Genomic DNA, 20,872 nt, shown 5'->3' on the forward strand with positions numbered 1-20,872 from the left:
CCCGCACTTGTCAACGCTTGTCGATGGCCTCCGCCGGCTGCGGCCGGCGCAGCACCACCTGCTCCAGCGCCGTCCACGCCGTGGTGGTGACCAGATAGAGCACCGCCGCCAGCGGCACCACGAGCGCCACCAGCACCGTGCCGTACGGCAGCAGCGGCAGCACCCGCCCGAGCACCGCCGCGCCCGCCCCCTCGGTCGGCGTGCCGGCCACGGTGCCGGTGGCGGCCGCCGCCCGGCGCATCCGCCGCGACGACCACCAGGCCAGCGCGAGCAGCGCGGCCAGCAGCACGCCGAACACCAGTGGCACCGGGCCGGCCAGGCCGTCGCCGAGGTGCCACCCCAGCGGTACGCCGGCGAGCCGCTCCCCCAGCAGTTCCGGCGCGCCGTCACCGGTGGCGAACAGGCGGTACATGACCAGGAAGAACGGCGCCTGCAACAGCGCCGGCAGGCAGCCCGCGACCGGGCTGGCCCCGGCGTTGCGGTAGAGCGCGAACAGCTCGCTCTGGAGGCGGGCCGGATCGTCGGCGTACCGGCGCTGGAGTTCCCGCACCTCGGGGGCGAGCGCGGTGCGACGCCGCTCCCCGTGGACCTGGGCCACCGTCAGCGGCGAGATCAGCAGCCGGACGGCGACGGTGAACAGGACGATGGCGGCCGCAGTGGCGGCGCCGCCGGTGAGCGGGGCGAGCACGTCGGCGAGCCAGGTGACGACTGTGGCCGCGGCCGAGGCCGCGGAGTGCAACGGTGCGAAGGCGAGCATGGGTGGACCCCTCGATGGCGATTCCGGGTGTCCCGGGCGGCGACGTGCCGCGCGGCGGGACGGATGACGACGGAATCGGCCGCGAAAGCCGGGGATGGAGGGACCGGCGACCCGTGGGCGCCGGCCGGGAGGTGGCTACGCGGCCGAGGGGTGCAGGCCGGGAGCGCGGGGGCGCGGACGCCCAGGTGCGTCCGGGTCGACCTGCCGGGGCACCCCGCGACGGCGGGCGCGGGCCCGTAGTGCGGCGGCGAACCGGGTGCCGGGCGGCGTGGGCAGCGCGCGGACCCGCAGCGCGAGCAGGGTGGCGAGCAGCAGCGCGGCGACGACCGCCGCACCGGCGATCAGCCCGGCCGGCCGGTCGGCGACCAGGGCCAGGGCGTACGCCCACGCTCCCGTCAGCACCGCCAGCATCCCCGCCACACGGCCACCCTAGCCCGCCGTGTCACGCCCCGGGGCCCGTGCGCGCCCACCGGCGGCACGACTCGATCGGGCGAACCGGCGCCGACACGCCCAGCGGCACGTTTCCCCAAACGGACACGGTGGGTAACAGGTCCTCGACCACGCGGCACGGTGCCGCGAGCGGTCCGGAGAGACGGTGGTGACGATGAGTGGCTCAGTGGCGGAGCGGGAGCGGAGCGCCGCATCGGGCGGAACCGACCTGCTGACAGTCGGCGTCGAGGAGGAGTTCCTGCTCGCCGACCCGCACACCGGGACCGCCGTACCCGCCGTCGACCTCGTGATGGAGCAGGTGCCGGCCGAGCTGCGGGGTCAGGTGGAGCGCGAGTTCCAGACCAGCCAGATCGAGATCGGCAGCCCGCCCGGGCTGGAGCTGTCCTCGATCCGGCACTCGCTGTCGATGCTGCGCGCCGAGATGGCCGACGCGGCCGAGCGGGCCGGCGTACGGCTACTCGCGATCGGCACCGGGCCGGTCGACGGGCCGGTGCCGCCGGTGGTGGACAAGCCGCGCTTCGACCGGATGATCGAGCGGTTCCGGCTGCTGGTGCCCGGTCCCGGCAACAACGGCATGCACGTCCACGTCGGCATCCCCGATCCGGACACCGGTGTGCGGGTGCTCAACCACGTCCGGCCCTGGCTGCCGATCCTGCAGGCGGTCACCGCCAACTCCCCGTTCTCCCGGGGCGAGGACACCGGGTACGCGAGCTGGCGCTCGGTGGAGTGGGAACGCTGGCCGTCGGTCGCGCCCACCCCGTTCCTGGAGTCGCACGAGCACTACGAGCGGCTGATCCGGCAGCTCATCGCCAGCGGCGTGATGCTGGACGAGGGGATGCTCTACTGGTACGCCCGGCTGTCCGCCAAGTACCCCACGGTGGAGATCCGCATCGGCGACGTCTGCCCGTCGGTGGACGACGCGGTGCTGGTGGCGGCGCTGGTCCGCGCGCTCGTCGCGACCGCGCTCACCGACATCGACGCCGGCCGTCCGGCCGTCAACACCGACCACCACCTGCTGGTGGCGGCGCACTGGCGGGCCGCCCACGACGGGCTGGAGGGCGAGGGCGTCGACCTCACCGACGGTGAGCTGCGCCCGGCCTGGGAGCTGCTGGACCGGCTCGTCGACCGGCTGCGCCCGGAACTGGAACGGCACGGCGACCTGGACCGGGTGACCGACCTGCTGGGCGGGCTGCGCCGGCACGGCAGCGGCGCGGCGCGGCAGCGGGCGGTGTTCGCGCGTACCGGACGGCTCGTCGACGTGGTCGCGGACGTGGCGCGGCAGACCCGTGGCTGAGCGGCCGTGCGGCCGCGGCCCGGCGTGACAGGATGGGCGACGTGGCCGAGCGCATGATCGTCATCGGTGGCGACGCCGCCGGCATGTCGGCGGCGTCGCAGGCGCGGCGCCGCCGCCGCGACCGCTCCGACCTGGAGATCGTCGCGTTCGAGCGAGGGCACTTCACCTCCTACTCGGCCTGCGGCATCCCCTACTGGGTGAGCGGCCTCGTGGAGGAACGGGACGAGCTGATCTCCCGTGATTCGCAGACCTTCCGCGACGACTTCGGCATCGAGGTCCGCACCCGGCACGAGGTCACCGCCATCGACCTCGACCGCCGCGAGGTGGTCGCGCGGGACCTGGACGGCGGCGGCGAGGTCCGCGCCGGTTTCGACACCCTGGTGTACGCCACCGGCGCGTCCCCGGTGCAGCCGGACTGGGCACGCGACGACGTGTCGGGCGTGTTCGGCGTGCAGACGCTGGACGACGGCGCGGCGCTGATCGAATGGCTGGAACGCGAGCCCCGGCCCCGGCGCGCGGTGGTCGTCGGCGGCGGCTACGTCGGCGTCGAGATGGCAGAGGCGCTCGTGCAGCGCGGGCTCTCCGTCCAGCTCGTGGAGCAGGCCGACCAGCCGATGTCGACGGTGGACCCGGACATGGGCGAGCTGGTGGCCGACGCGATGCGCGGCACCGGCATCGGTGTCCGTACCGGCCGCACCGTCACCGGCCTCCAGGAGCGGGACGGCCGGATCTCCGCGGTGGTCACCGACGAGGGGCCGATCCCGGCCGACGTCGTGGTGCTGGGTCTCGGCGTACGCCCCAACACCGCGCTCGCCGAGGCCGCCGGCCTGCCGATCGGTCCCTCCGGCGCGGTACGGACCGACCGCCGGATGCGGGTGCCCGGCGTGCCGGGCGTCTGGGCGGCCGGCGACTGCGTCGAGTCGCTGCACCGGGTCAGCGGCATGCCGGTGCACATCCCGCTCGGCACGCACGCCAACAAGCAGGGCCGGGTCGCGGGCATCAACATCGGCGGCGGGTACGCCACCTTCCCCGGCGTCATCGGCACCGCCGTCACCAAGGTGTGCGAGCTGGAGGTGGGCCGCACCGGACTACGCGAGCGGGACGCGCGGGAGGCCGGCTTCGAGTTCGTGACGGTGCTGGCCCAGTCGACGAACCGGGCCGGCTACTACCCGGGCGCGCGGCCGATGACCGTCAAGCTGATCGCCGAGCGGCCCAGCGGGCGGTTGCTCGGGGCGCAGATCGTCGGCTGGTCCGAGGCGGCCAAGCGGATCGACGCGCTCGCGGTGGCGCTGTGGAACGGCATGACAGTGGACGAGATGACAGCGCTCGACCTGGGGTACGCGCCGCCGTACGCCCCGGTCTGGGATCCGGTGCTGATCGCCGCCCGCAAGGCCGTCGACGCCCTCGCCGCCGGCGGCAGATGAGAAGTGTCGGTGGCCGGCGTTAGCGTGTGCGCGCTGTCGCGTTGCCGGTCCGGCACTTCCCCTCGGAGGTAAACCCCCATGTCGCAGGAGACGACCTACCTCGAACTGTCCGAAGTGGACGGTGGAGCGCACAAGTTCTACGAGGTGGTGGTCGACGACACCGCGATGACAGTGCGCTACGGGCGGATCGGCGACCAGGGCCAGGTGAAGACGAGCACCTACCCGGACAACACCCGCGCCCGCGCCGCCGCCGCGAAGAAGATCGGCGAGAAGGTCCGCAAGGGGTACGCCCCGGCGGTGCCGGGCGTACGCCAGAAGCGCACGGTGTCGCGCCGGCAGATCGTCAGCACCCGCTCGATTGCCCGTACCGCCCCGGTCCTGTGGCGGTACGCCTCGGGCGCGCCCGCCTTCGGCATCTTCGTCGACGACCGGCACTGCATGGTCGGCAACGAGCACGGCGTGATCACCACGCTCGACCACGACGCCCGGCTGGTCAACCAGGTCCGGCTCCCCGACGGGGTGAAGTGCATCGTCGCCGACGACGCCTGGGTCTACGCCGGCTGCGACGACGGCAACGTCTACGACCTGTCCGGCAAGGTGCCGCGCGCGGCGTACGCGATCGCGCCCGAGATCGACATCTACTGGCTGGACATCCACGACGGCGTGCTGGGCGTGTCCGACCGCGACGGCGGCATCTCGGCGATCGACCACGAGGACGAGTTCCTCTGGCGCCGGCCGGGGCGGGGCCGGTCGGCGTGGATGGTGCGCTGCGACGCCGACGCGCTCTACCACGGCCACTCGCAGGGGGTCACCGGCTACGACTGGCGTACCGGGCGCGAGCTGTGGCACACCGGCACCGGCGCGGTGCTGTTCGGCTGGCAGGAGCGGGACGCCGTGTTCGCCGGCACGGGCACCCGCGAGGTGGTGCGCCTGCGCAAGGACGGCCGGGCCGAGCAGGTCTACCGCTGCGATTCGGCGGTCTTCTCCTGCGCCACCGCCGAGGGCGGCCGGTACGTGTTCGCCGGCGACAGCGCCTCCTCGATCTACTGCTTCGACCAGGCCGGCAACCGGCTGTGGAAGCTCGGCACCGGCTGCGGCTCGGCGTACTCGATGCAGTACCACGACAACCGGCTCTACGTGGTCACCACGAGCGGCTACCTGGCCTGTATCGACGCGAGCGAGGCGGCGATCCGGGCGGCCGAGGGGGGCAGCGTGCCCGACGTGGTCGACGTCAAGGCGCCGGCCCGGATGCCCGAGACGGCCGCCTGGACGTCGGTCGAGGTGACCACCGACGACCGGGACGGCGTGCTGGTGCAGTGCGTCGAGCAGGGCGGCCGGCTGCGCGTGCACGTGCTCGCCGACGGCTACCGGCGGGACTGGTCGGTGCAGTTCCCCAAGGGCATCCGCGAGCCGGGCGCGCGCTACCTGGTCACCGAGGTCCGCGAGTCCGGCCGCGGCGGCTTCTACCGGGCGTACGGAGACATCCGCCGGCTGCGCTGACGAGACACCGGCCGGGCCGGGCCTGCGGATCGTCGCCGCACCGGTCAGGATGTGCCGATGCGGTGCGACATTCCCGAAGGGCTGCGCTGGGTCGAGCGGACGGAGGCCGGCCGGGCGTGGCTCGCGGAGCTGCCCGGCCGGCTGGCCCACCGCGTCGCGCGGTGGGAGCTGACGGTCGGCCCGCCGTTCGCGTACGCGTTCGCCTCGCTGGCGCTGCCCGCGACGCTGCCCGACGGGACTCGGGCGGTGCTGAAGCTCCAGTACCCGGACGATGACAGCGTCCACGAGGCCACGGCGCTGGCGCACTGGGACGGGCGGGGCGCGATCCGGCTACTCGGACACGACGCCGACCGGCGCGCGCTGCTCGTCGAGCGGTGCGATCCCGGTACGCCGCTGCACGCGCTGGCGCCCGACGCGGCGCTCGACGTCGCGATCGGGCTGCTCCCCGGACTCACGGTGCCGGCCGGTGCGCCGTTCACGCCACTCGCCGAGGAGGCGGCCGGCTGGGCGGAGCGGATGCCTGGCAACTGGCGACGGGCCGGCCGCCCGTACGAGCGGCGCCTGCTCGACACCGCGCTCGGGCTGCTCGCCGACCTGGCGCCGAGTCAGGGTGAGCAGGTGCTGGTCAACCAGGATCTGCACGCGGGCAACATCCTGGCCGCCGGGCGCGAACCGTGGCTGGTGATCGACCCGAAGCCGCTGGTCGGCGAGCGGGAGTTCGCTGTGGTGCCGCTCGTGCGCGGCGCGGAGCTGGGTCACTCCCCCGCGGCGGTGCGGCACCGGCTCGACCGGCTCAGCGCCGAGCTGGGCCTGGACCGGGAGCGGGTACGCGGCTGGGCGATCGGCCAGACGGTGGCCTGGAGCGTCGGCGGCGACCAGGTGTTCCCCGGGAACGTCGAGGCGGCCCGCTGGCTGCTCGACGAGATGTGACTCACCCCGCCTGGCAGGTGGGGCACCAGTACAGGTTGCGTCCGGCCAGCGCGCCCCGGCTGACCGGGGTGCCGCAGACGTGGCAGGGCGCGCCGGGGCGGCGGTAGACGTACACCTCGCCGCCGTGCCTGTCGACGCGCGGCGCACGGCCGGTCACCTCCGGCAGGTCGGCGTCGCGCACCGTGTCGATCCGGCCCCGCTCGACCGCGCGGCTCATCAGCATCACCAGGTCCGCCCAGAGCTCGGCCCAGCCGGCCGGCGTCAGCTCCCGGCCGGGCAGCAGCGGCGGCAGCCCGGCCCGGAACAGCGCCTCGGTCACGAAGATCAGGCCGGTGCCGGCCACCACCGACTGGTCGAGCAGCAGCGCGGCCAGCGGGGTGGGGCTGCGGCGGATCCGCGCGTACGCCCGGTCCGGGTCGGCGTCGGCCCGCAGCGGGTCTGGCCCGAGCCGCTCCCGCAGCGCCACCACCTCGGGCGGGGTCAGCAGCTCGCAGGCCGTCGGGCCACGCAGTTCCAGCCAGTGCCGGTCGCTGTGCAGCCGCAGCCGCAGCTGCCCGACCGGGGCCGGCGGCTCCCCCGGCCCGTCGGCGAACTTCCCGTACAGACCCAGGTGTACGTGCAGCGTCAACTCGCCCGCGTAGTGGTGCAGCAGGTGCTTGCCGTACGCCTCGGTGCCGTCCAGGACGGTGCCGCTCAGGCGGGCCGCGCCCTCGGCGAAGCGGCCCTGCGGGCTGTCGGCGTGCACCTTGTCGCCCGCGAACAGCTCGGCGTGCCGGGCGGCGAGGCGGTGGATGGTGTGTCCCTCTGGCACAACGACCAAGCGTAGCCAGCGGATCGGGCCGCCGGCGACGTCGGGTCCTGGGACGCCATTGAATCGATGTTCGTCGACTGAAAGACTGGCGGCGGCAGCGCTCGGGAGCCAGTGCGAGCCGCTCGATCCCACCGGAGGGACAAGCGCGGGGTGATGCGCCACCCCGGCGCCGGGCAGTCGCCTCCGGCGCTCCGCCGTGCCGCCACGGCGGCGACATCGCGGTCCACCACTCCGGCGCCGACCGCCCCGGCGCCCCCAGCTCGGGAGAGACAGATGCTCCGTACGCTCGGCGCGGCACTGGCCGCCGCCCTCGCCCTCACCGGCCTGGCCGCCTCGGCCGGCGCCGACCGGTCGCCCGCCACCACGACGATGACACTCGCCGCGGCGACGCCGACCCCGACGCCCACGTTCGCGTGCCCGCCGGCGCTGCCGGTCAGCGGCCAGGTGACCGGTGCCACCACGACAAGCATTACCATCACCTACTGGATGGTGCTCAGCCCGCCCTGCGGCTACGACCCGCCGCTCGTCGTCAGCCTCTTCACCAGCCGCGAGGACGCCACCGGGTGGCGCGACCCAGTGGCCGAGGCGGTCACCGGGCCGGAACGGTCGGGGAAGGTGACCGTCGGCGGCCTGGCCCCTGGTACCGAGTACTGGTTCCGGTTCGGCGACACCAAGGGCGTACGGGATCCGTACGTGATCGGCGGACCGGCGCGGACGCTGTCGCTCTGTTCCGCGACGGCCACCATCGACAGCAGGTGGGGCAGCGGCTTCGTCGCCACGGTGACGGTGCGCAACGACGGCACCGAGCCGGTACCGGGCTGGCTGGTCTCGTGGCGCTGGTCCGGTGACGAGCGCATCCAGTCGATCTGGGGTGGGGTGGCCGAGGGCTCCGGCCAGGACGCCGTGGTCCGGAACGCCTCCTGGAACGGGACGCTGGCGCCCGGCGCGTCGGCGACGTTCGGCCTGCTCGTGGCGAGCAGCACGACGCCCGCCGCGATCACGCCGGTCTGCGGGCGGTGACCGGCATGGGATGGACGGCACGGCACGGCGGCGCCGGCCGCCTCCTCGCGGCGGGGCTGGCGCTCGCCGTGGCCGTCGCGGCGACGGTGGTGGGTCCGGCAGCGGGTGCGCTGGCGGCCCCGGTGACCGTCCCGAACGGCACCCAGTTCACCGACACCACCGGCGCCGTGGTGCACGCCCACGGCGGCGGCGTGCTCAAGGTCGGCGACTACTACTACTGGTTCGGCGAGAACCGCAACCCGGACAACACGTTCCGGGCGGTCTCCGTCTACCGCTCGACGGACCTGCGCACCTGGGAGTTCCGCAACAACGTGCTCACCCAGTCGTCGGCGGCCGAACTACGTGTCTCCAACATCGAGCGGCCGAAGGTCGTCTACAACGCCGCCACCGGCCGGTTCGTGATGTGGATGCACAAGGAGAACGGGTCCGACTACAACGAGGCGCGGGCCGCGGTCGCCTCCTCGGCCACAGTGGACGGCAGCTACACCTACCACGGCAGTTTCCGGCCGCTCGGGCAGCACATGTCCCGCGACATCACGCTCTACAACGACAACGGCACCGCGTACATGATCTCGGCGGCCGACGACAACTACGACCTGAACATCTACCGGCTCACCTCGGACTACCTCAACGTCGCCGCCCTCGTGGGCAACTTCTGGGACGGCGCGCACCGCGAGGCGCCCGCGATGTTCAAGCGGGGCTCCACGTACTTCCTGCTGACCTCGGGGGCGACGGGATGGAGCCCGAACCAGGCCCGGTACGCCACCGCGCCGAGCATCTCGGGGCCGTGGAGCGGCTGGACCGACGTGGGCAACGGCACCACGTTCAACTCCCAGCCGGCGTACGTGCTGCCGATCCAGGGGACGTCCGGCACCAGCTACCTCTATCTGGGTGACAGGTGGGCCGGTGCGTGGGGCGGCCCGGCCAACGACTCCCAGTACGTGTGGCTACCGATCAACTTCCCGACCGCCACCAGCATGAGCCTGACCTGGTATCCGTCGATCACCATCGACACGGCGGCGGGCACCGTCACCGGCAACTCGCCCACGTACCACCGCGTCACGGCCCGGCACAGCGGCCGGGTGCTGGACGTGATCAACGGCTCCACCGCGAACAACGCCGAGGTCAAGCAGTGGAGCTGGAACGGCGGCGGCAACCAGAGGTGGGAGTTCCAGGACGCCGGCGGCGGCTGGTTCCGCCTCGTCAACGCGGCGAGCGGCAAGTGTCTCGACGTCGCGAACGCGTCCACCGCCGACGGCGCCAACATCATCCAGTACACCTGCGGCAGCGGCGCCAACCAGCAGTGGCAGTGGGCCGCGCTCGGCGGCTGGTTCCAGTTGCGGGCCCGGCACAGCGGCAAGTGCCTGGACGTGGTGAACGCCGGCACCGGCGACGGCGCGGACGTCCAGCAGTACGCCTGCGGTGCGGGCACCAACCAGCAGTGGTCACGCACGGTGTCCTGACCGGGCGGCGCGCCTGAGTGTGCGGAGCGGACCCAGGGGTGTCGATTTCGGCACACCTGGGTACTTCCTGCATGTCATGCGCGGCCTCCGCGCCTGGATCAGGAGGTGCCATCGTGAAGATCCTGTCCCGCCGGAACTCTCCGGCGACCAGTACCGATACCAACGGCGACGGCGTGGTCGACGAGCGCGACCGGACCGCCGAGCAGCCGGCCGACCGGCCCGTGGTCACCGACCGCGACGAGGAGCGGACCACGTACCGCAGCGCCGCCACCGCGACCGACGACGAGCGCGCCCGGGACGCGGCGACCGACCGGGACGCACGCGACCTCGGCGCGGCCACGGCCACCGACGGCCGGACGGCGGCCACGACGACCGACGCCCGGATCGCGGCGGCCGACGACGAGCGGGATGCGGAGGCGCGGCGACGGGCCGCGGACCGGGGCGCGGCGGCACGTGCGGTCACCGGCCGCCGGGTCGACGCCGACACGCGGACCGCTCCGGTGACCGACGTGCGGACCGCCGGCGCGACGCCCGCCGCCGAGCGCACCGTGGACCTGGACCGCGACGGCCGTCCGGACCGCACCGACCTCGACCGGGACGGCCGCCCCGACGGTACGGACACCGACGGCGACGGCCGGGTGGACCGCCCGGAGCCGTACACCACCAAGCGTCCGCGGGCCAGCCTGCTCGCCACGCTCGGCCTGATCGTCTCGGTGGTCGGGGCGATGTTCGTGCTTTCCGGCACGCTCGCCGGGTACGGCATCGGCGTCGGCGCGGTGGGTGCCGTGCTGGCGATGCTGGGTCTGATCGCCACCCGTCGGCGGCACGTGGCCGGCAAGACCGACGCGCTGATCGGCATCGCGGTCGGCCTGGCCGCCGTGGTGCTCGGCATCGTGGCGATGACCGGCCAGTTCGACTGGCCGACCACCGACGGCGACTGGGTGGGCCGCTTCCGCGAGTGGCTTGACTCACAGTTTGGTGCCTGGTTCTGACGGGCACTGTCCCGATCGCCGGCAGGGCCGGCCAGCCCGATCAGTTCCGGTGGTTCACCGGCCGGGCAACACCTCTTTCGGGGGCGGCGGTTCGCCGCCCCCGAAGTGTGTCCGGCGTCGGCGCAACGATCGCTCGTCGCTGACCGATTCAACGCAACGATCCGCTGCCGAACGCAACTTCCCACGGTGGATGTCGTCTACCCGGGCCGCATAACGTTGGACCACGGCGCCAGCCCGTGGGCCGACGGTGGCCGGGCGCGCCCGACCCTGGGAGCACGACATGACGATGGACGCCATCCGCCAGCGCTTTCTGATGTGCCGGCCGACGTACTTCGCCGTCGACTACGCGATCAACCCGTGGATGGACCCCACCGCCCCGGTCGACGCCGACCTGGCGATCCGGCAGTGGGAGCAGCTTCGGCGCACGTACCTGGACCTGGGCCACGAGGTCGACCTGATCGAGCCGGTCGCCGGCCTGCCGGACATGGTCTTCGCCGCGAACGGCGGCACCGTGATCGACGGCAAGGCCATGGCGGTGCAGTTCCGCGACCCGCAGCGCGCCGACGAGGCGCCCGCCTACCGGGCCTGGTTCGAGGGCGCCGGCTTCGAGATGTACGACCCGAAGCACGTCAACGAGGGCGAGGGCGACGTCCTGCTGGCCGGTGACCACCTGCTCGCCGGCACCGGGTTCCGCACCGCGCACGCCTCGCACGCGCAGCTCCAGGAGGTCTTCGGCTACCCGGTGATCACCATGCAGCTCGTGGACCCCCGCTTCTACCACCTGGACACCGCGCTGACAGTGCTCGACGAGCGCACCGTGGCGTACCTGCCGGAGGCGTTCTCCCCCGGCAGCCGGGCGGTGCTGCGCCGCCTGTTCCCGGACGCGATCCACGCCACCATGGCCGACGCCGAGGTGCTGGGCCTGAACGCGGTGAGCGACGGCCGGCACGTGGTGCTGCCCGCGCAGGCCACCGACCTGGCCGCGAAACTGCGCGACCGGGGTTACGAGACCATCGGGATCGACCTGTCCGAGCTGCGCAAGGCCGGCGGCGGACCGAAGTGCTGCACGTTGCGACTCCGTCAGGGAAAGGCGAGCAAGTGATCATCGACGACATGCTGCGGACTCCGTCCGCGGTCCGGGACGCGGAGCGTCACACGGCGCACAACTACCACCCGCTGCCCGTGGTGATCTCGTCGGCCGAGGGCGCCTGGCTGACCGACGTGGACGGCCGCCGCTACCTGGACTGCCTGGCGGGATACTCGGCGCTGAACTTCGGCCACCGGCACCCGAAGCTGATCGAGGCCGCACACACGCAGCTCGACCGGCTCACGCTGACCAGCCGCGCGTTCATCCACGACCAGTTCGCCGACTTCTGCCGCGAGCTGGCCGCGCTCTGCGGCAAGGACCTGGTGCTGCCGATGAACACCGGCGCCGAGGCGGTGGAGACCGGCATCAAGGTGGCCCGCAAGTGGGGCTACCAGGTCAAGGGCGTCACGCCGGGCCAGGCCAACATCGTGGTGGCGGAGGGCAACTTCCACGGCCGTACGACCACCATCGTCAGCTTCTCCACCGACGAGGACGCGCGCGCCGACTTCGGGCCGTACACCCCGGGTTTCACAGTGGTCCCCTACGGCGACCTGGACGCGCTGACCGCGGCGATCGACGAGAACACGGTGGCCGTGCTGCTGGAGCCGATCCAGGGTGAGCAGGGCGTCGTGGTGCCGCCGGAGGGCTACCTGCCGGGTGTGCGCCGGGTCTGCACCGAGCGCAACGTGCTGTTCGTCGCCGACGAGATCCAGTCGGGGCTGGGGCGTACCGGCGCCACGTTCGCCTGCGAGCACGAGGGCGTCGAGCCGGACATGTACCTGCTGGGCAAGGCGCTCGGCGGCGGCATCGTGCCGGTGTCGGCGGTGGCCGCGAACCGGGACGTGCTGGGTGTGCTCCAGCCGGGCCAGCACGGCTCGACGTTCGGCGGCAACCCGCTGGCCTGCGCGGTCGCGACCGAGGTGGTCCGGCTGCTGGCGACCGGCGAGTTCCAGCGCCGCTCGGCCGAGCTGGGCGAGCGGCTGCACGCCGGCCTGCGCGGCCTGATCGGCAAGGGCCTGGTGGCGGTACGCGGTCGCGGCCTGTGGGCCGGGCTGGACATCGACCCGGCGCTGATGACCGGCCGGCAGGCGTGCGAGCGGCTGATGGAGCGGGGTGTGCTCGCCAAGGACACGCACGGCTCGACCATCCGGCTCGCCCCGCCGCTGGTGATCACCGAGGATGAGATCGACCACGCGGTGGCGCAGCTCGCCGCCGTGCTGGCCGGCTGAGGCCGAACGCGACGAGGCTCACTCAGTACGCGAGAAGGCGCCGGGACCACGACGGTCCCGGCGCCTTCGCACGTGCCCGTCACTGACGCGGCAGCCGCATCGCCATGGTCGGTGCCTCGGCCATCACCGAGTTCGGGGTGTACTTCGCGTCGCTGGTCATGTCGTCGGCGCGGCCGACCTGCACGCCCGGGTACAGCTCGATCAGGTCGCCCTCGGCGAGCACCCGGGACTGCTGCGGCGCCAGCGCGATCCGCTCGTGCTCGGCCATCGAGCCGCCGGGGCGTACGCCGGAGCCGTTGGTGCTGGTGTCGGTGACCACCACCTCGCCCACCCGCAGCTCCAGCCGGATGTGGCTGCGGCTGATCCAGCGGCGGGCCTCGTCGTTGAGCCACTGGCCGAGCGTCACCCCACCCGGGCCGTCCGGCGCCCGGCCGATCGCCACCGGCTCGGTCTCGGTGAGCACGAACCGCTTGCGGACCAGTCCGCCGATGCGCGCCGCGAGCACCGCGGTACGCGGGCGCGGGCCGGCGTCGGAGAGCCGCGCGCCGTGCCGGGGGCAGGTCGGCGCGCCGGTACGCAGCGTGGGCGGCGGCTGCTCGGCCGGCACCCGGTCCACGGCGGCCAGGTCGGCGAAGGCTCCGCCGCCCCCACCGCCGCCGAACAGCGCGCAGCCCGGCTCGGGACAGCGCCACTTGCGGGAGAGCACCTTGACGCCGGCGGGTGAGCGGCTCCCGGTGGCCGGGTCCTGCCCGCCGCCGACGTGCGCGATGAAGACCGGCCCGCCGGCGCCCGGCACCGGGGCGAGCACCCGGCCCGCCTGCGCGACCCACGGGTACCGCCCGACGAGCCCGTCCAGCCGCGCCCGGGTCAGCACCGGCAGGCCGAGCAGGTCGGCCACCTCCAGCATCCGGTCACCGGGCTGGTCGAGCACCTCCACCAGGCCGTCGTCGGCCCACCGGCGCACCACCATCCGCTCGTTGGAGGTCAGGTCGGCGTCGGACAGCAGCGCCCGGTGCACGATCGCGTAGACCGGGACGCTGTCCTCGCCGATCTGCCGGGACAGCGCGTCGATCACCATGCCGAGCCGCAGCAGGCTGGCCGGTCGGCCGCCGTCCAGGTTCTGCCAGCGGATCACCTCGGCCAGGTCGACCACGGCCCTGGCCAGCGACGGATCGGTGCAGACCCGACCCTCGATGGCGTCGAGCACCTTGCTGATCTCGAATCTCATGCCGCAGCTCCGCACGATGTCGTCCCGTGACGCGGCCGGGGCCGGTCGGCCCGCCGCGCCGCGCGCCACCACCGCGGCGCGCCCTCCACCATGCGACGACCCTACCGGCCACCCCCGTCGGCGGCCTCGCCGCGCACTGCGGAAAAGGGGCGCACGCCACCCGGCGGGTGCCGTTACATTGATCGTCCGGCCCCCGGTGGGGCCCTTTTTGCGGAGGAACATCACTGATGACGAAACGACGGCTGGCGACCACGGGGGTCGCGATCGTCGCGGTGCTCGGTCTCGGTCTGACCGGATGCGGGGACCGGACCGGAGCGGACGCGCCAGCCGAACGGGCCGCCGCTGCGGGCTCCGCGAGCCCGGCGACGACGCCGCGTGACGAACTGACCGCCGCCATCGAGAAGCTCAACGAGCAGACGCTGCGGGTCAAGCTGGACTCGGCCATGCTCAGCGCGCACGGTGTGACCGATCCGCGGGCCCGCACCATGCAGACCACCCTGACGATGGCCGCGTTCGGTGAGGTGCGCATGCTGGTCATCGGCGCCGACACCTGGGTCAAGTTCGACGGCGAGCTGGGCGAGCGGCTCGGCGGTTCCCGGAAGTGGCTGCGCATGGACACCGGCGACGGCGTGATGCCGGTGGACGACCCGGGCGGGGTGAAGAAGCTGCTCGCAGCGGTGGTCGACGTCCGCGCCTCGGGTGACCGCTCGTACGCCGGGACGCTCGACTACACGCGCAGCGGCGCCACCGGGAAGGCGCTCACGGCGGCGGGTGACAAGGCGAAGGCCCTGCCGTTCACCGCGACCGTCGACGAGCAGGGGCGCCTCAGCACCTTCACGCTGGACATGACGCCCATCGACGCGTCGCTCGACCAGATGTCTGTCACCTACTCCGAGTTCGGCACGCCGGTGCGGCTGAGCCCGCCCGCGCCCGGTGCGGCGGAGAAGGCACCGGCGGAGATCGCCGCGGCCTTCTCGGGCACCCGGTCCTGACCCGGCGCCGGGCGGGGGCGCCCCACTCGCCCCCCGCCCGGCCCGCCGCGCTCAGGCCGCGCGCAGCGGCCTGCCCACGTCGTGCAGGTGCGCCAGAGCCTGCCGGTACGACTCGAACAGCCCGGTCTCCGCGTACGGGACGCCCTGCTCGGCGCAGTACGCCATCACCAGCGGCCGGGCCCGGCGCAGGTTGGCGCGCGGCATGTTCGGGAACAGGTGGTGCTCGATCTGGTAGTTGAGCCCGCCCAGCGCCAGGTCGACGAACCGGCCGCCGCGGACGTTGCGCGAGGTCAGCACCTGCTTGCGCAGGTAGTCCAACTCGTCGTCGGCGGTGGGCATCGGCATGCCCTTGTGGTTCGGGGCGAACGAGCAGCCCATGTAGAGGCCCCACAGCCCCTGGTGCACGGCGACGAACAGCAGCGCCTTGCCCGGTGACATGACCGCGAACAGCAGCCCGAGGTAGCCGGCGGCGTGCGCGGCGAGCAGCAGCGCCTCCACGGCCCGGTGCCGCATCGGCACCCGCCACCGCCCGTCCGGTTCCCGGCCGATGAGCGCCTGCACGCTCGCCACGTGCAGCGCCAGCCCTTCCAGCAGCAGCAGCGGGAAGAACAGCCACGCCTGGCGGCGGGCCATCCACCGGCTCAGGCCGCGCGTCGCCATCGCCTGCTCGTACGTCCAGACCAGCGCGCCCGCGCCGACGTCCGGATCCTCGTCGGTGTGGTTCGGGTTGGCGTGGTGCCGGTTGTGCTTGTCCACCCACCAGCCGTAGCTGAGCCCGACCGCGAGGTTGCCGGCGACCAGTCCGGCCGCCTCGCTCGGCCCGCGCCGGCGGAACATCTGCCGGTGCCCGGCGTCGTGGCCGAGGAACGCCACCTGCGTGGTGGCCACCGCCATCACCACCGCCAGCGGCACCTGCCACCACGAGTCGCCGACGAGCGCCACCACGACCCAGCCGGCCAGGAATGTGCCGAGCGTGAGCGCGATCCGCAGCGCGTAGCGGCCGGGCCGCCGCTCGAGCAGTCCCGCCTCGGCGATCCGGCGGGACAGCCGCGCGTAGTCGCTGCCCCGCCGTGCCGCGGGTTCCGTCGACGTGGAAGTGGTCATGTCGCCCCCGATGCCGCGAGCCACGCTCCGTACGCGACTCTCCGTCACCAATTCTGGCAATGAGCGTCGCCGTGGGTAATCCCGCAGACCCCCGGCTCCGGGGTGGTGCTGTCCCTACCCCTCCGGACCGGAGCGACGCAAACGATCTTCGTCACACCGTCGTGGCCCCTCTCGTCGGTGGGCGCACCCCCTCTGACCAGCTAATCTGTACGTAAAGATGAGTGGCATTCATCCGAACGGCCGAGGTGCAGGCCGCACGGTGATCGACAGACGGGAGACAGCGCGGTGCGTGGATTGACAGACAAGGTGGTGCTCGTGACGGGCGGCGGCTTCAGCCCGGACCAGGTCGGCTCCGGACTCGGCATGTCCATGTGCGTCGAGCTGGCCGCCGAGGGCGCGAAGGTGGTCGTCTCCGACCTCTCCCTGGAACGCGCCGAGGCGACAGTCACGCGCGTCAGGGAAGCCGGCGGCGACGCAGTGGCGGTGGCGGCCGACGTCACCGACGAGGACTCGGTGCGCGCCATGGTGAGCGCCGCCCTCGACGCGTACGGGCGCATCGACGTGCTGGTGAACAACGCCGGGGTGTTCGGCGCGTACGTGCCGCTGCTGGAGATCGAGAACAGCCAGTGGGACCGCGTGATGGAGGTCGACCTGAAGGGCGTCTTCCTCGCCACGAAGGCCACACTGCCGCACATGCTGGAGCGCGGCAAGGGCGTCGTGATCAACGTGTCGTCGGCGTCCGGCGTGGTCGCCAGCGAGGTCGGCGCGGAGTACACCACCGCCAAGCACGGCGTCATCGGGCTCACCAAGCAGATCGCCTACGACTACGGCCACCAGGGCATCCGTGCGGTCGGCATCGGCCCCGGCGTGATCAAGACCGCCGCCTTCGAGGGCGCGGAGATCACCAGCGACTTCCCGTTCTACGACCTGACCATGCAGGCGCCCGCCGGCCGGTACGGCGAGCCGCACGAGATCGCCCGCGCGGTCTGCTTCCTCGCCAGCGACGACGCGTCCTTCATCCACGGCCACACCATCCCGGTCGACGGTGGTTCGCCGATCAGGTGAGGCGAACGGATCGGCCCGGGCCGGGATCGTCTCCCGCCCGGGCCGCATCCCCCGCCGGTCAGCCGAGCCGGGCGACGGCGTCGCGCAGCCGGACCAGGTCGCGCCGGCGCCGCTCGTAGGTGGCGGCCAGCCCGATCAGCAGCAGCCCACCCACTCCCAGGAAGATCCAGCGGGGCAGCAGGTCCCAGCCCCGGGCCAGCTCGTGCAGCGCCAGCGGCACCAGCGTGGCCGCGCCCAGCACCACCGGCGCCTGCCAGCGCCGGGTCGCCCCGCCGAGCACGACGGCGAGCGCCGTCGCGCCGAGTGCCAGCCGCCGCCACGGCTGCGGCTCGCCGGAGACCAGCACCGACACGAGGCTCGGCAGGAACGCCGCACCGAGTCCCGGGCCGAGCGCCAGCCAACTGGTCAGCCCGGGCCGGCGCCGCAGCGCCAGCAGCCCGGCGCCCAGGGCGATCGCCGCCGCCGGCAGCGTGTACGCCTCCAGCACGACGACTCCGCCCGCTGCGAGCAGCAGCCAGCCGCCGACCAGCTCGCTGCCGGCGGCCACCGCCGCCAGCACGCGACGCCCGGCCGGCGACTCGCCCCGGCGCGGCACCCGGACCGCGACGGCCACCCCCCACAGCACGCAGACCGCCGCCGCGTACCGCAGCGAGCCGCCGGTGAGCAGCAGCGCGAGCAGCGCCACGGCCTGCGCCGCCGCCTCCAGCGCCCACATACCGGCCCGCCCCGCGCCGACACCGCCCGGCCCTCGGACCACGCGCAGCAGCGGCGCCGCGTGCAGCGTCACCGCCGCGACGGCCAGGGCGGCGAACGCCGCGGTACGCAGCGGCAGCCCCGCCGCCAGTGACGCGGTGACCGCGAACCCGGTCGCTGCCGTGACGGCACCCAGCCACCCCGCGATCCGGACCACCGCCGGCCGCCCGGCCGCCCCGGTCACGGCACCGGCCACCACCAGCGCCCCGAGTGCGGCGAGCGTCAGCGCCCGGGTGGCGAGCAGGCCACCGAACCCGGGTACGGCGAGCACCGCCCCGAGCGGCACGAGCACCCTCGGGCGGGCACCGGTGAGCGCGGCGACCAGCAGCGCGGCCAGCCCGACGCCGAACGCCACAGCCGGCACCACCGGCCAGGGCGCACCGGCCGCCTCCGCCAGCACGGGCAGCGCGACAGCGCCGAACGGCAGCGCGGCGAGCCACCAGGCGACGCGGCGATCCGTCGCGGCGTACGCCCCGGCGGCGACGCCCAGGAGCAGCAGCACCAGCCCGGCGCGGGCGGTCCCGGCCGACGCCGCCGCGGCGGCGGGCACTCCGGACCAGGGTTGCACCGGCAGGTCCACGAGCACTGTCAGCACCGCCGGGGACACGGCCAGCAACGCCACGACGGCCAGCGCGCCGCCGACCGCGCGCAGCGCGACCACCGGCCGGGAGCCGGCCCCGGCGGCGAGCGCCAGCAGCACTCCCGCCGTGGCGTACGGCGCCACCGGTTCCCCGCCCGGCGCGACGAGCGGCACGAGGCCGGTCCCGGCGAGCGCCACGGCGAGCCCCGTCGAGGCGTACCCGCTCAGATCGGTCCACAGGCGACGGACGGCGAGGACGACGACGACCGGCACCACGACGGCGGCGAGGGCACCCCGCAGTTGCCACCAGAGCGGCGCACCGAGGCCGAGCAGCGCGACCGCCGCGGCCGCCGGTACGGCGAGCAGCGCCACCGCCAGCGCCACGCCGCCCACCACCGGCTGCGCGTCCCGCCCGCGCCGGCCCAGCGCGGCGAGCGCCACGCCGAGCACCGCGGTCACGGCGAGCACGGCCACGGCCCCGCCCGGGGCGGCGCAGCCGACGAGCAGCGCGTGCCCGAGCAGTACCGCCCCGGCCGACGCGGTGACCGGCACGACGACCCGTCCCCCGCGCGGCCGGGCCACCGCCGCCAGCAGCAGCGCGGCGGCGGTCGCGAGGTCCACGACCAGCACCAGCGGCCACGGCGTCGCCGTCACTGCCGGCGCGGCGAGGGCGACCAGCCCGGCGGCGGCCACGCCGGCGAGCGGCCGGACGGCCCGGGGCGTCAGCAGCGCGACCGCCCCGGCGGTCAGCAGCAACGCCACCGGAAGCTGCCAGCCCCAGGACGGGACCGGCACGTCCCGACCGCCCTGCCAGGCCGGGAAGCCGACGCTCGCGGTAGACGCGGCGACCAGGCCGGTGAGCACGACCGCCACCTGGCCCAGCACGGCGGCCACGGCGAGCGCGCCCACGAGCGGACCGGTCCGGACCGGCGCCGGCAGCGCACGGACCGCACCGGCGAGCGCCGCCACCACGAGGCCGGCGGCGATCAGCAGCAGCCCGGACCGCCACTCGGCGACCGGCCGGATCAGCGCGACTGCGAGCACCGGCACCAGCAGCCCGGTGGTCGTCGCGCGCCAGAGGCGGCCACCCGCGGCGAGCGCGCCGGCGACCAGCGCCAGCGCCACCACCAGCAGCGGGCCGCCGGCCAGCAGCGGGATGCCCGCCGCGTGGCCGACCGCCAGCGGCACCAGCGCGCAGCCGGCCGCCAGGACCAGCGCCGTGCCGTGCCCGGTCCAGCCCAGCACCCGCCCGGCCGCGAGCGCCGTGCGATTGCCGGAGGTACGGCGGCGCAGCACGACCACGACCGCGAGGTCACCGAGCGCCACGGCGGTCAGCACCAACGCCCAGCCGGCGGCGGTGGGCCGGAACGCGGCAGCGGCCAGCGGCAGCACCGGCTGCGCGAGCAGCCACGCCGCGAACCAGGGTGCGGTGAGACGGCTGACCAGTGCGTACCCGGCGGCCACCGCGGCGCTGCCCGCCGTTACCAGCGCCGCGTACCGGCTGCCGGGCAGGCCGGTCACCCCGAACAGGTCCACCGACCAGGCGGCGGATCCGTCCAGGACCACCAGGAGCAGCGCCACCGAGGCGAGCGTCTCGGCGGTGCCGCGCAGCCCGCGGGCCCGGGCGACGAGCGGCGCGACCAGGGCCAGCGCGGTGACGGCGAGCAGGATCAGCGCCCGGCCGGCCACCCCGAACGTGCTCCAGGCGACGGCGGTGAACACCACGGCGGCGGTGCCGAGCAGCAGCCCACCGAGCACGAACAGCAGGCCCTGGACCGCGCGGGTGGAGGTCTCCGCGCCGCCGGGGCGTACCGGGACGGGGGCCTGCGGAATTTGACGCGGCGGCGGCGCCGGGAGCGGCGCGGGACCGGCGGCGCGCGGCGCGGGGATCTCCTGACGGACCCGGGCGGCCAGCGCCGCCCGCCGCTGCCGGGCCGTGACCAGCCGGCCGGACAGATCCTGGTACGCGAGCCGGGCCGCCTCGACGCGCGGCACCAACTCGGTGATCTCCCGGTCCAGCCGGACCACCTCGGCGGCGGGCGGGTAGGGCGGACGGCCGCAGCCGCGGCATCCGGCGACGAGGTCGGCCGGGGCGCCGCAACCGGGGCAGGGGTAGCCGGTGTTCTCCACCCGGCCAGCTTCGCGGGCGGCGGAGCGGACGGACAGAGTAGGAGTACCTAAGGGACGTCTCGT

At 74.4% G+C, this 20,872-nt stretch carries 17 protein-coding genes; 11 read left to right on the forward strand and 6 right to left on the reverse strand.

The genetic code is table 11. From position 1 onward, the window contains the following. Positions 1–10: 10 nt before the first annotated feature. Together CLT75_RS19130 and CLT75_RS19135 are read right to left on the reverse strand one after the other, a co-directional pair. Positions 11–757, reverse strand: a complete 747-nt coding sequence (locus CLT75_RS19130) for a membrane protein insertase YidC (RefSeq protein ID WP_135241845.1) — start codon at positions 755–757, stop codon at positions 11–13. Positions 758–892: 135 nt separating this feature from the next. Beyond that, positions 893–1,168 carry a DUF6412 domain-containing protein gene (locus CLT75_RS19135; protein ID WP_135244063.1) on the reverse strand — a complete coding sequence of 92 codons (276 nt, stop codon included), beginning with the start codon at positions 1,166–1,168 and terminating at the stop codon, positions 893–895. Between the two features lie 184 nt (positions 1,169–1,352). Here CLT75_RS19135 and CLT75_RS19140 point away from each other — a divergent pair, with 184 nt between their 5' ends. The 4 genes from CLT75_RS19140 to CLT75_RS19155 all read left to right on the forward strand — a co-directional run bounded on the left by CLT75_RS19140 (position 1,353) and on the right by CLT75_RS19155 (position 6,355). Further along, on the forward strand, positions 1,353–2,501 hold the full coding sequence (locus CLT75_RS19140) for a glutamate--cysteine ligase (protein WP_135241846.1): 1,149 nt from the start codon (positions 1,353–1,355) through the stop codon (positions 2,499–2,501). A gap of 41 nt (positions 2,502–2,542) precedes the next feature. Next, positions 2,543–3,925 carry an FAD-dependent oxidoreductase gene (locus CLT75_RS19145; RefSeq protein ID WP_135241847.1) on the forward strand — a complete coding sequence of 461 codons (1,383 nt, stop codon included), beginning with the start codon at positions 2,543–2,545 and terminating at the stop codon, positions 3,923–3,925. A 78-nt stretch (positions 3,926–4,003) separates the two neighbouring features. Beyond that, the gene (locus CLT75_RS19150; protein ID WP_135241848.1) at positions 4,004–5,425 is read left to right on the forward strand and encodes a WGR domain-containing protein; all 1,422 of its coding nucleotides are present in this window, start codon (positions 4,004–4,006) and stop codon (positions 5,423–5,425) included. A 57-nt stretch (positions 5,426–5,482) separates the two neighbouring features. After that, positions 5,483–6,355, forward strand: a complete 873-nt coding sequence (locus CLT75_RS19155; protein ID WP_135241849.1) for an aminoglycoside phosphotransferase family protein — start codon at positions 5,483–5,485, stop codon at positions 6,353–6,355. A 1-nt stretch (position 6,356) separates the two neighbouring features. On the opposite strand, the gene CLT75_RS19160 is transcribed toward CLT75_RS19155, so the two are convergent. Further along, positions 6,357–7,166 (reverse strand): DNA-formamidopyrimidine glycosylase family protein, encoded by an 810-nt coding sequence (locus tag CLT75_RS19160; RefSeq protein ID WP_135241850.1) that lies wholly within the window; start codon positions 7,164–7,166, stop codon positions 6,357–6,359. A gap of 273 nt (positions 7,167–7,439) precedes the next feature. Between CLT75_RS19160 and CLT75_RS19165 the strand changes: the two genes are divergently transcribed. The 5 genes from CLT75_RS19165 (at position 7,440) to rocD (ending at position 12,957) form a co-directional block, all read left to right on the forward strand. Next, positions 7,440–8,186, forward strand: a complete 747-nt coding sequence (locus CLT75_RS19165; RefSeq protein ID WP_135241851.1) for a cellulose binding domain-containing protein — start codon at positions 7,440–7,442, stop codon at positions 8,184–8,186. Between the two features lie 5 nt (positions 8,187–8,191). Beyond that, positions 8,192–9,649, forward strand: coding sequence for an RICIN domain-containing protein (locus tag CLT75_RS19170; RefSeq protein ID WP_135241852.1), 1,458 nt, complete (start codon positions 8,192–8,194; stop codon positions 9,647–9,649). 113 nt (positions 9,650–9,762) lie between these two features. Continuing rightward, entirely contained in the window at positions 9,763–10,641 is an 879-nt protein-coding gene (locus tag CLT75_RS19175) for a DUF4190 domain-containing protein (protein ID WP_135241853.1), read from the forward strand. A gap of 286 nt (positions 10,642–10,927) precedes the next feature. Then, positions 10,928–11,743 carry a dimethylargininase gene (gene ddaH / locus CLT75_RS19180; RefSeq protein WP_030271835.1) on the forward strand — a complete coding sequence of 272 codons (816 nt, stop codon included), beginning with the start codon at positions 10,928–10,930 and terminating at the stop codon, positions 11,741–11,743. Then, entirely contained in the window at positions 11,743–12,957 is a 1,215-nt protein-coding gene (gene rocD / locus CLT75_RS19185) for an ornithine--oxo-acid transaminase (RefSeq protein WP_209310472.1), read from the forward strand. Before ddaH ends, rocD begins: the two co-directional genes overlap by 1 nt. Before the next feature lie 79 nt (positions 12,958–13,036). Here the strand turns inward: rocD and CLT75_RS19190 are convergent, their stop codons facing one another. Beyond that, entirely contained in the window at positions 13,037–14,185 is a 1,149-nt protein-coding gene (locus CLT75_RS19190; protein WP_135241854.1) for an FHA domain-containing protein, read from the reverse strand. A 227-nt stretch (positions 14,186–14,412) separates the two neighbouring features. Here CLT75_RS19190 and CLT75_RS19195 point away from each other — a divergent pair, with 227 nt between their 5' ends. Next, a complete protein-coding gene (locus CLT75_RS19195; protein WP_135241855.1) occupies positions 14,413–15,177 on the forward strand; it encodes a hypothetical protein in 765 nt (254 codons plus the stop codon). Between the two features lie 51 nt (positions 15,178–15,228). On the opposite strand, the gene CLT75_RS19200 is transcribed toward CLT75_RS19195, so the two are convergent. Then, positions 15,229–16,281 (reverse strand): acyl-CoA desaturase, encoded by a 1,053-nt coding sequence (locus CLT75_RS19200; protein ID WP_135241856.1) that lies wholly within the window; start codon positions 16,279–16,281, stop codon positions 15,229–15,231. Between the two features lie 285 nt (positions 16,282–16,566). Between CLT75_RS19200 and CLT75_RS19205 the strand changes: the two genes are divergently transcribed. After that, the gene (locus CLT75_RS19205) at positions 16,567–17,346 is read left to right on the forward strand and encodes an SDR family NAD(P)-dependent oxidoreductase (protein ID WP_135241857.1); all 780 of its coding nucleotides are present in this window, start codon (positions 16,567–16,569) and stop codon (positions 17,344–17,346) included. Between the two features lie 58 nt (positions 17,347–17,404). Here the strand turns inward: CLT75_RS19205 and CLT75_RS19210 are convergent, their stop codons facing one another. Next, positions 17,405–20,809 (reverse strand): SCO7613 C-terminal domain-containing membrane protein, encoded by a 3,405-nt coding sequence (locus CLT75_RS19210; RefSeq protein ID WP_135241858.1) that lies wholly within the window; start codon positions 20,807–20,809, stop codon positions 17,405–17,407. Positions 20,810–20,872 lie beyond the last annotated feature (63 nt).

It is taken from the genome of Micromonospora sp. CNZ285 (assembly GCF_004637285.1).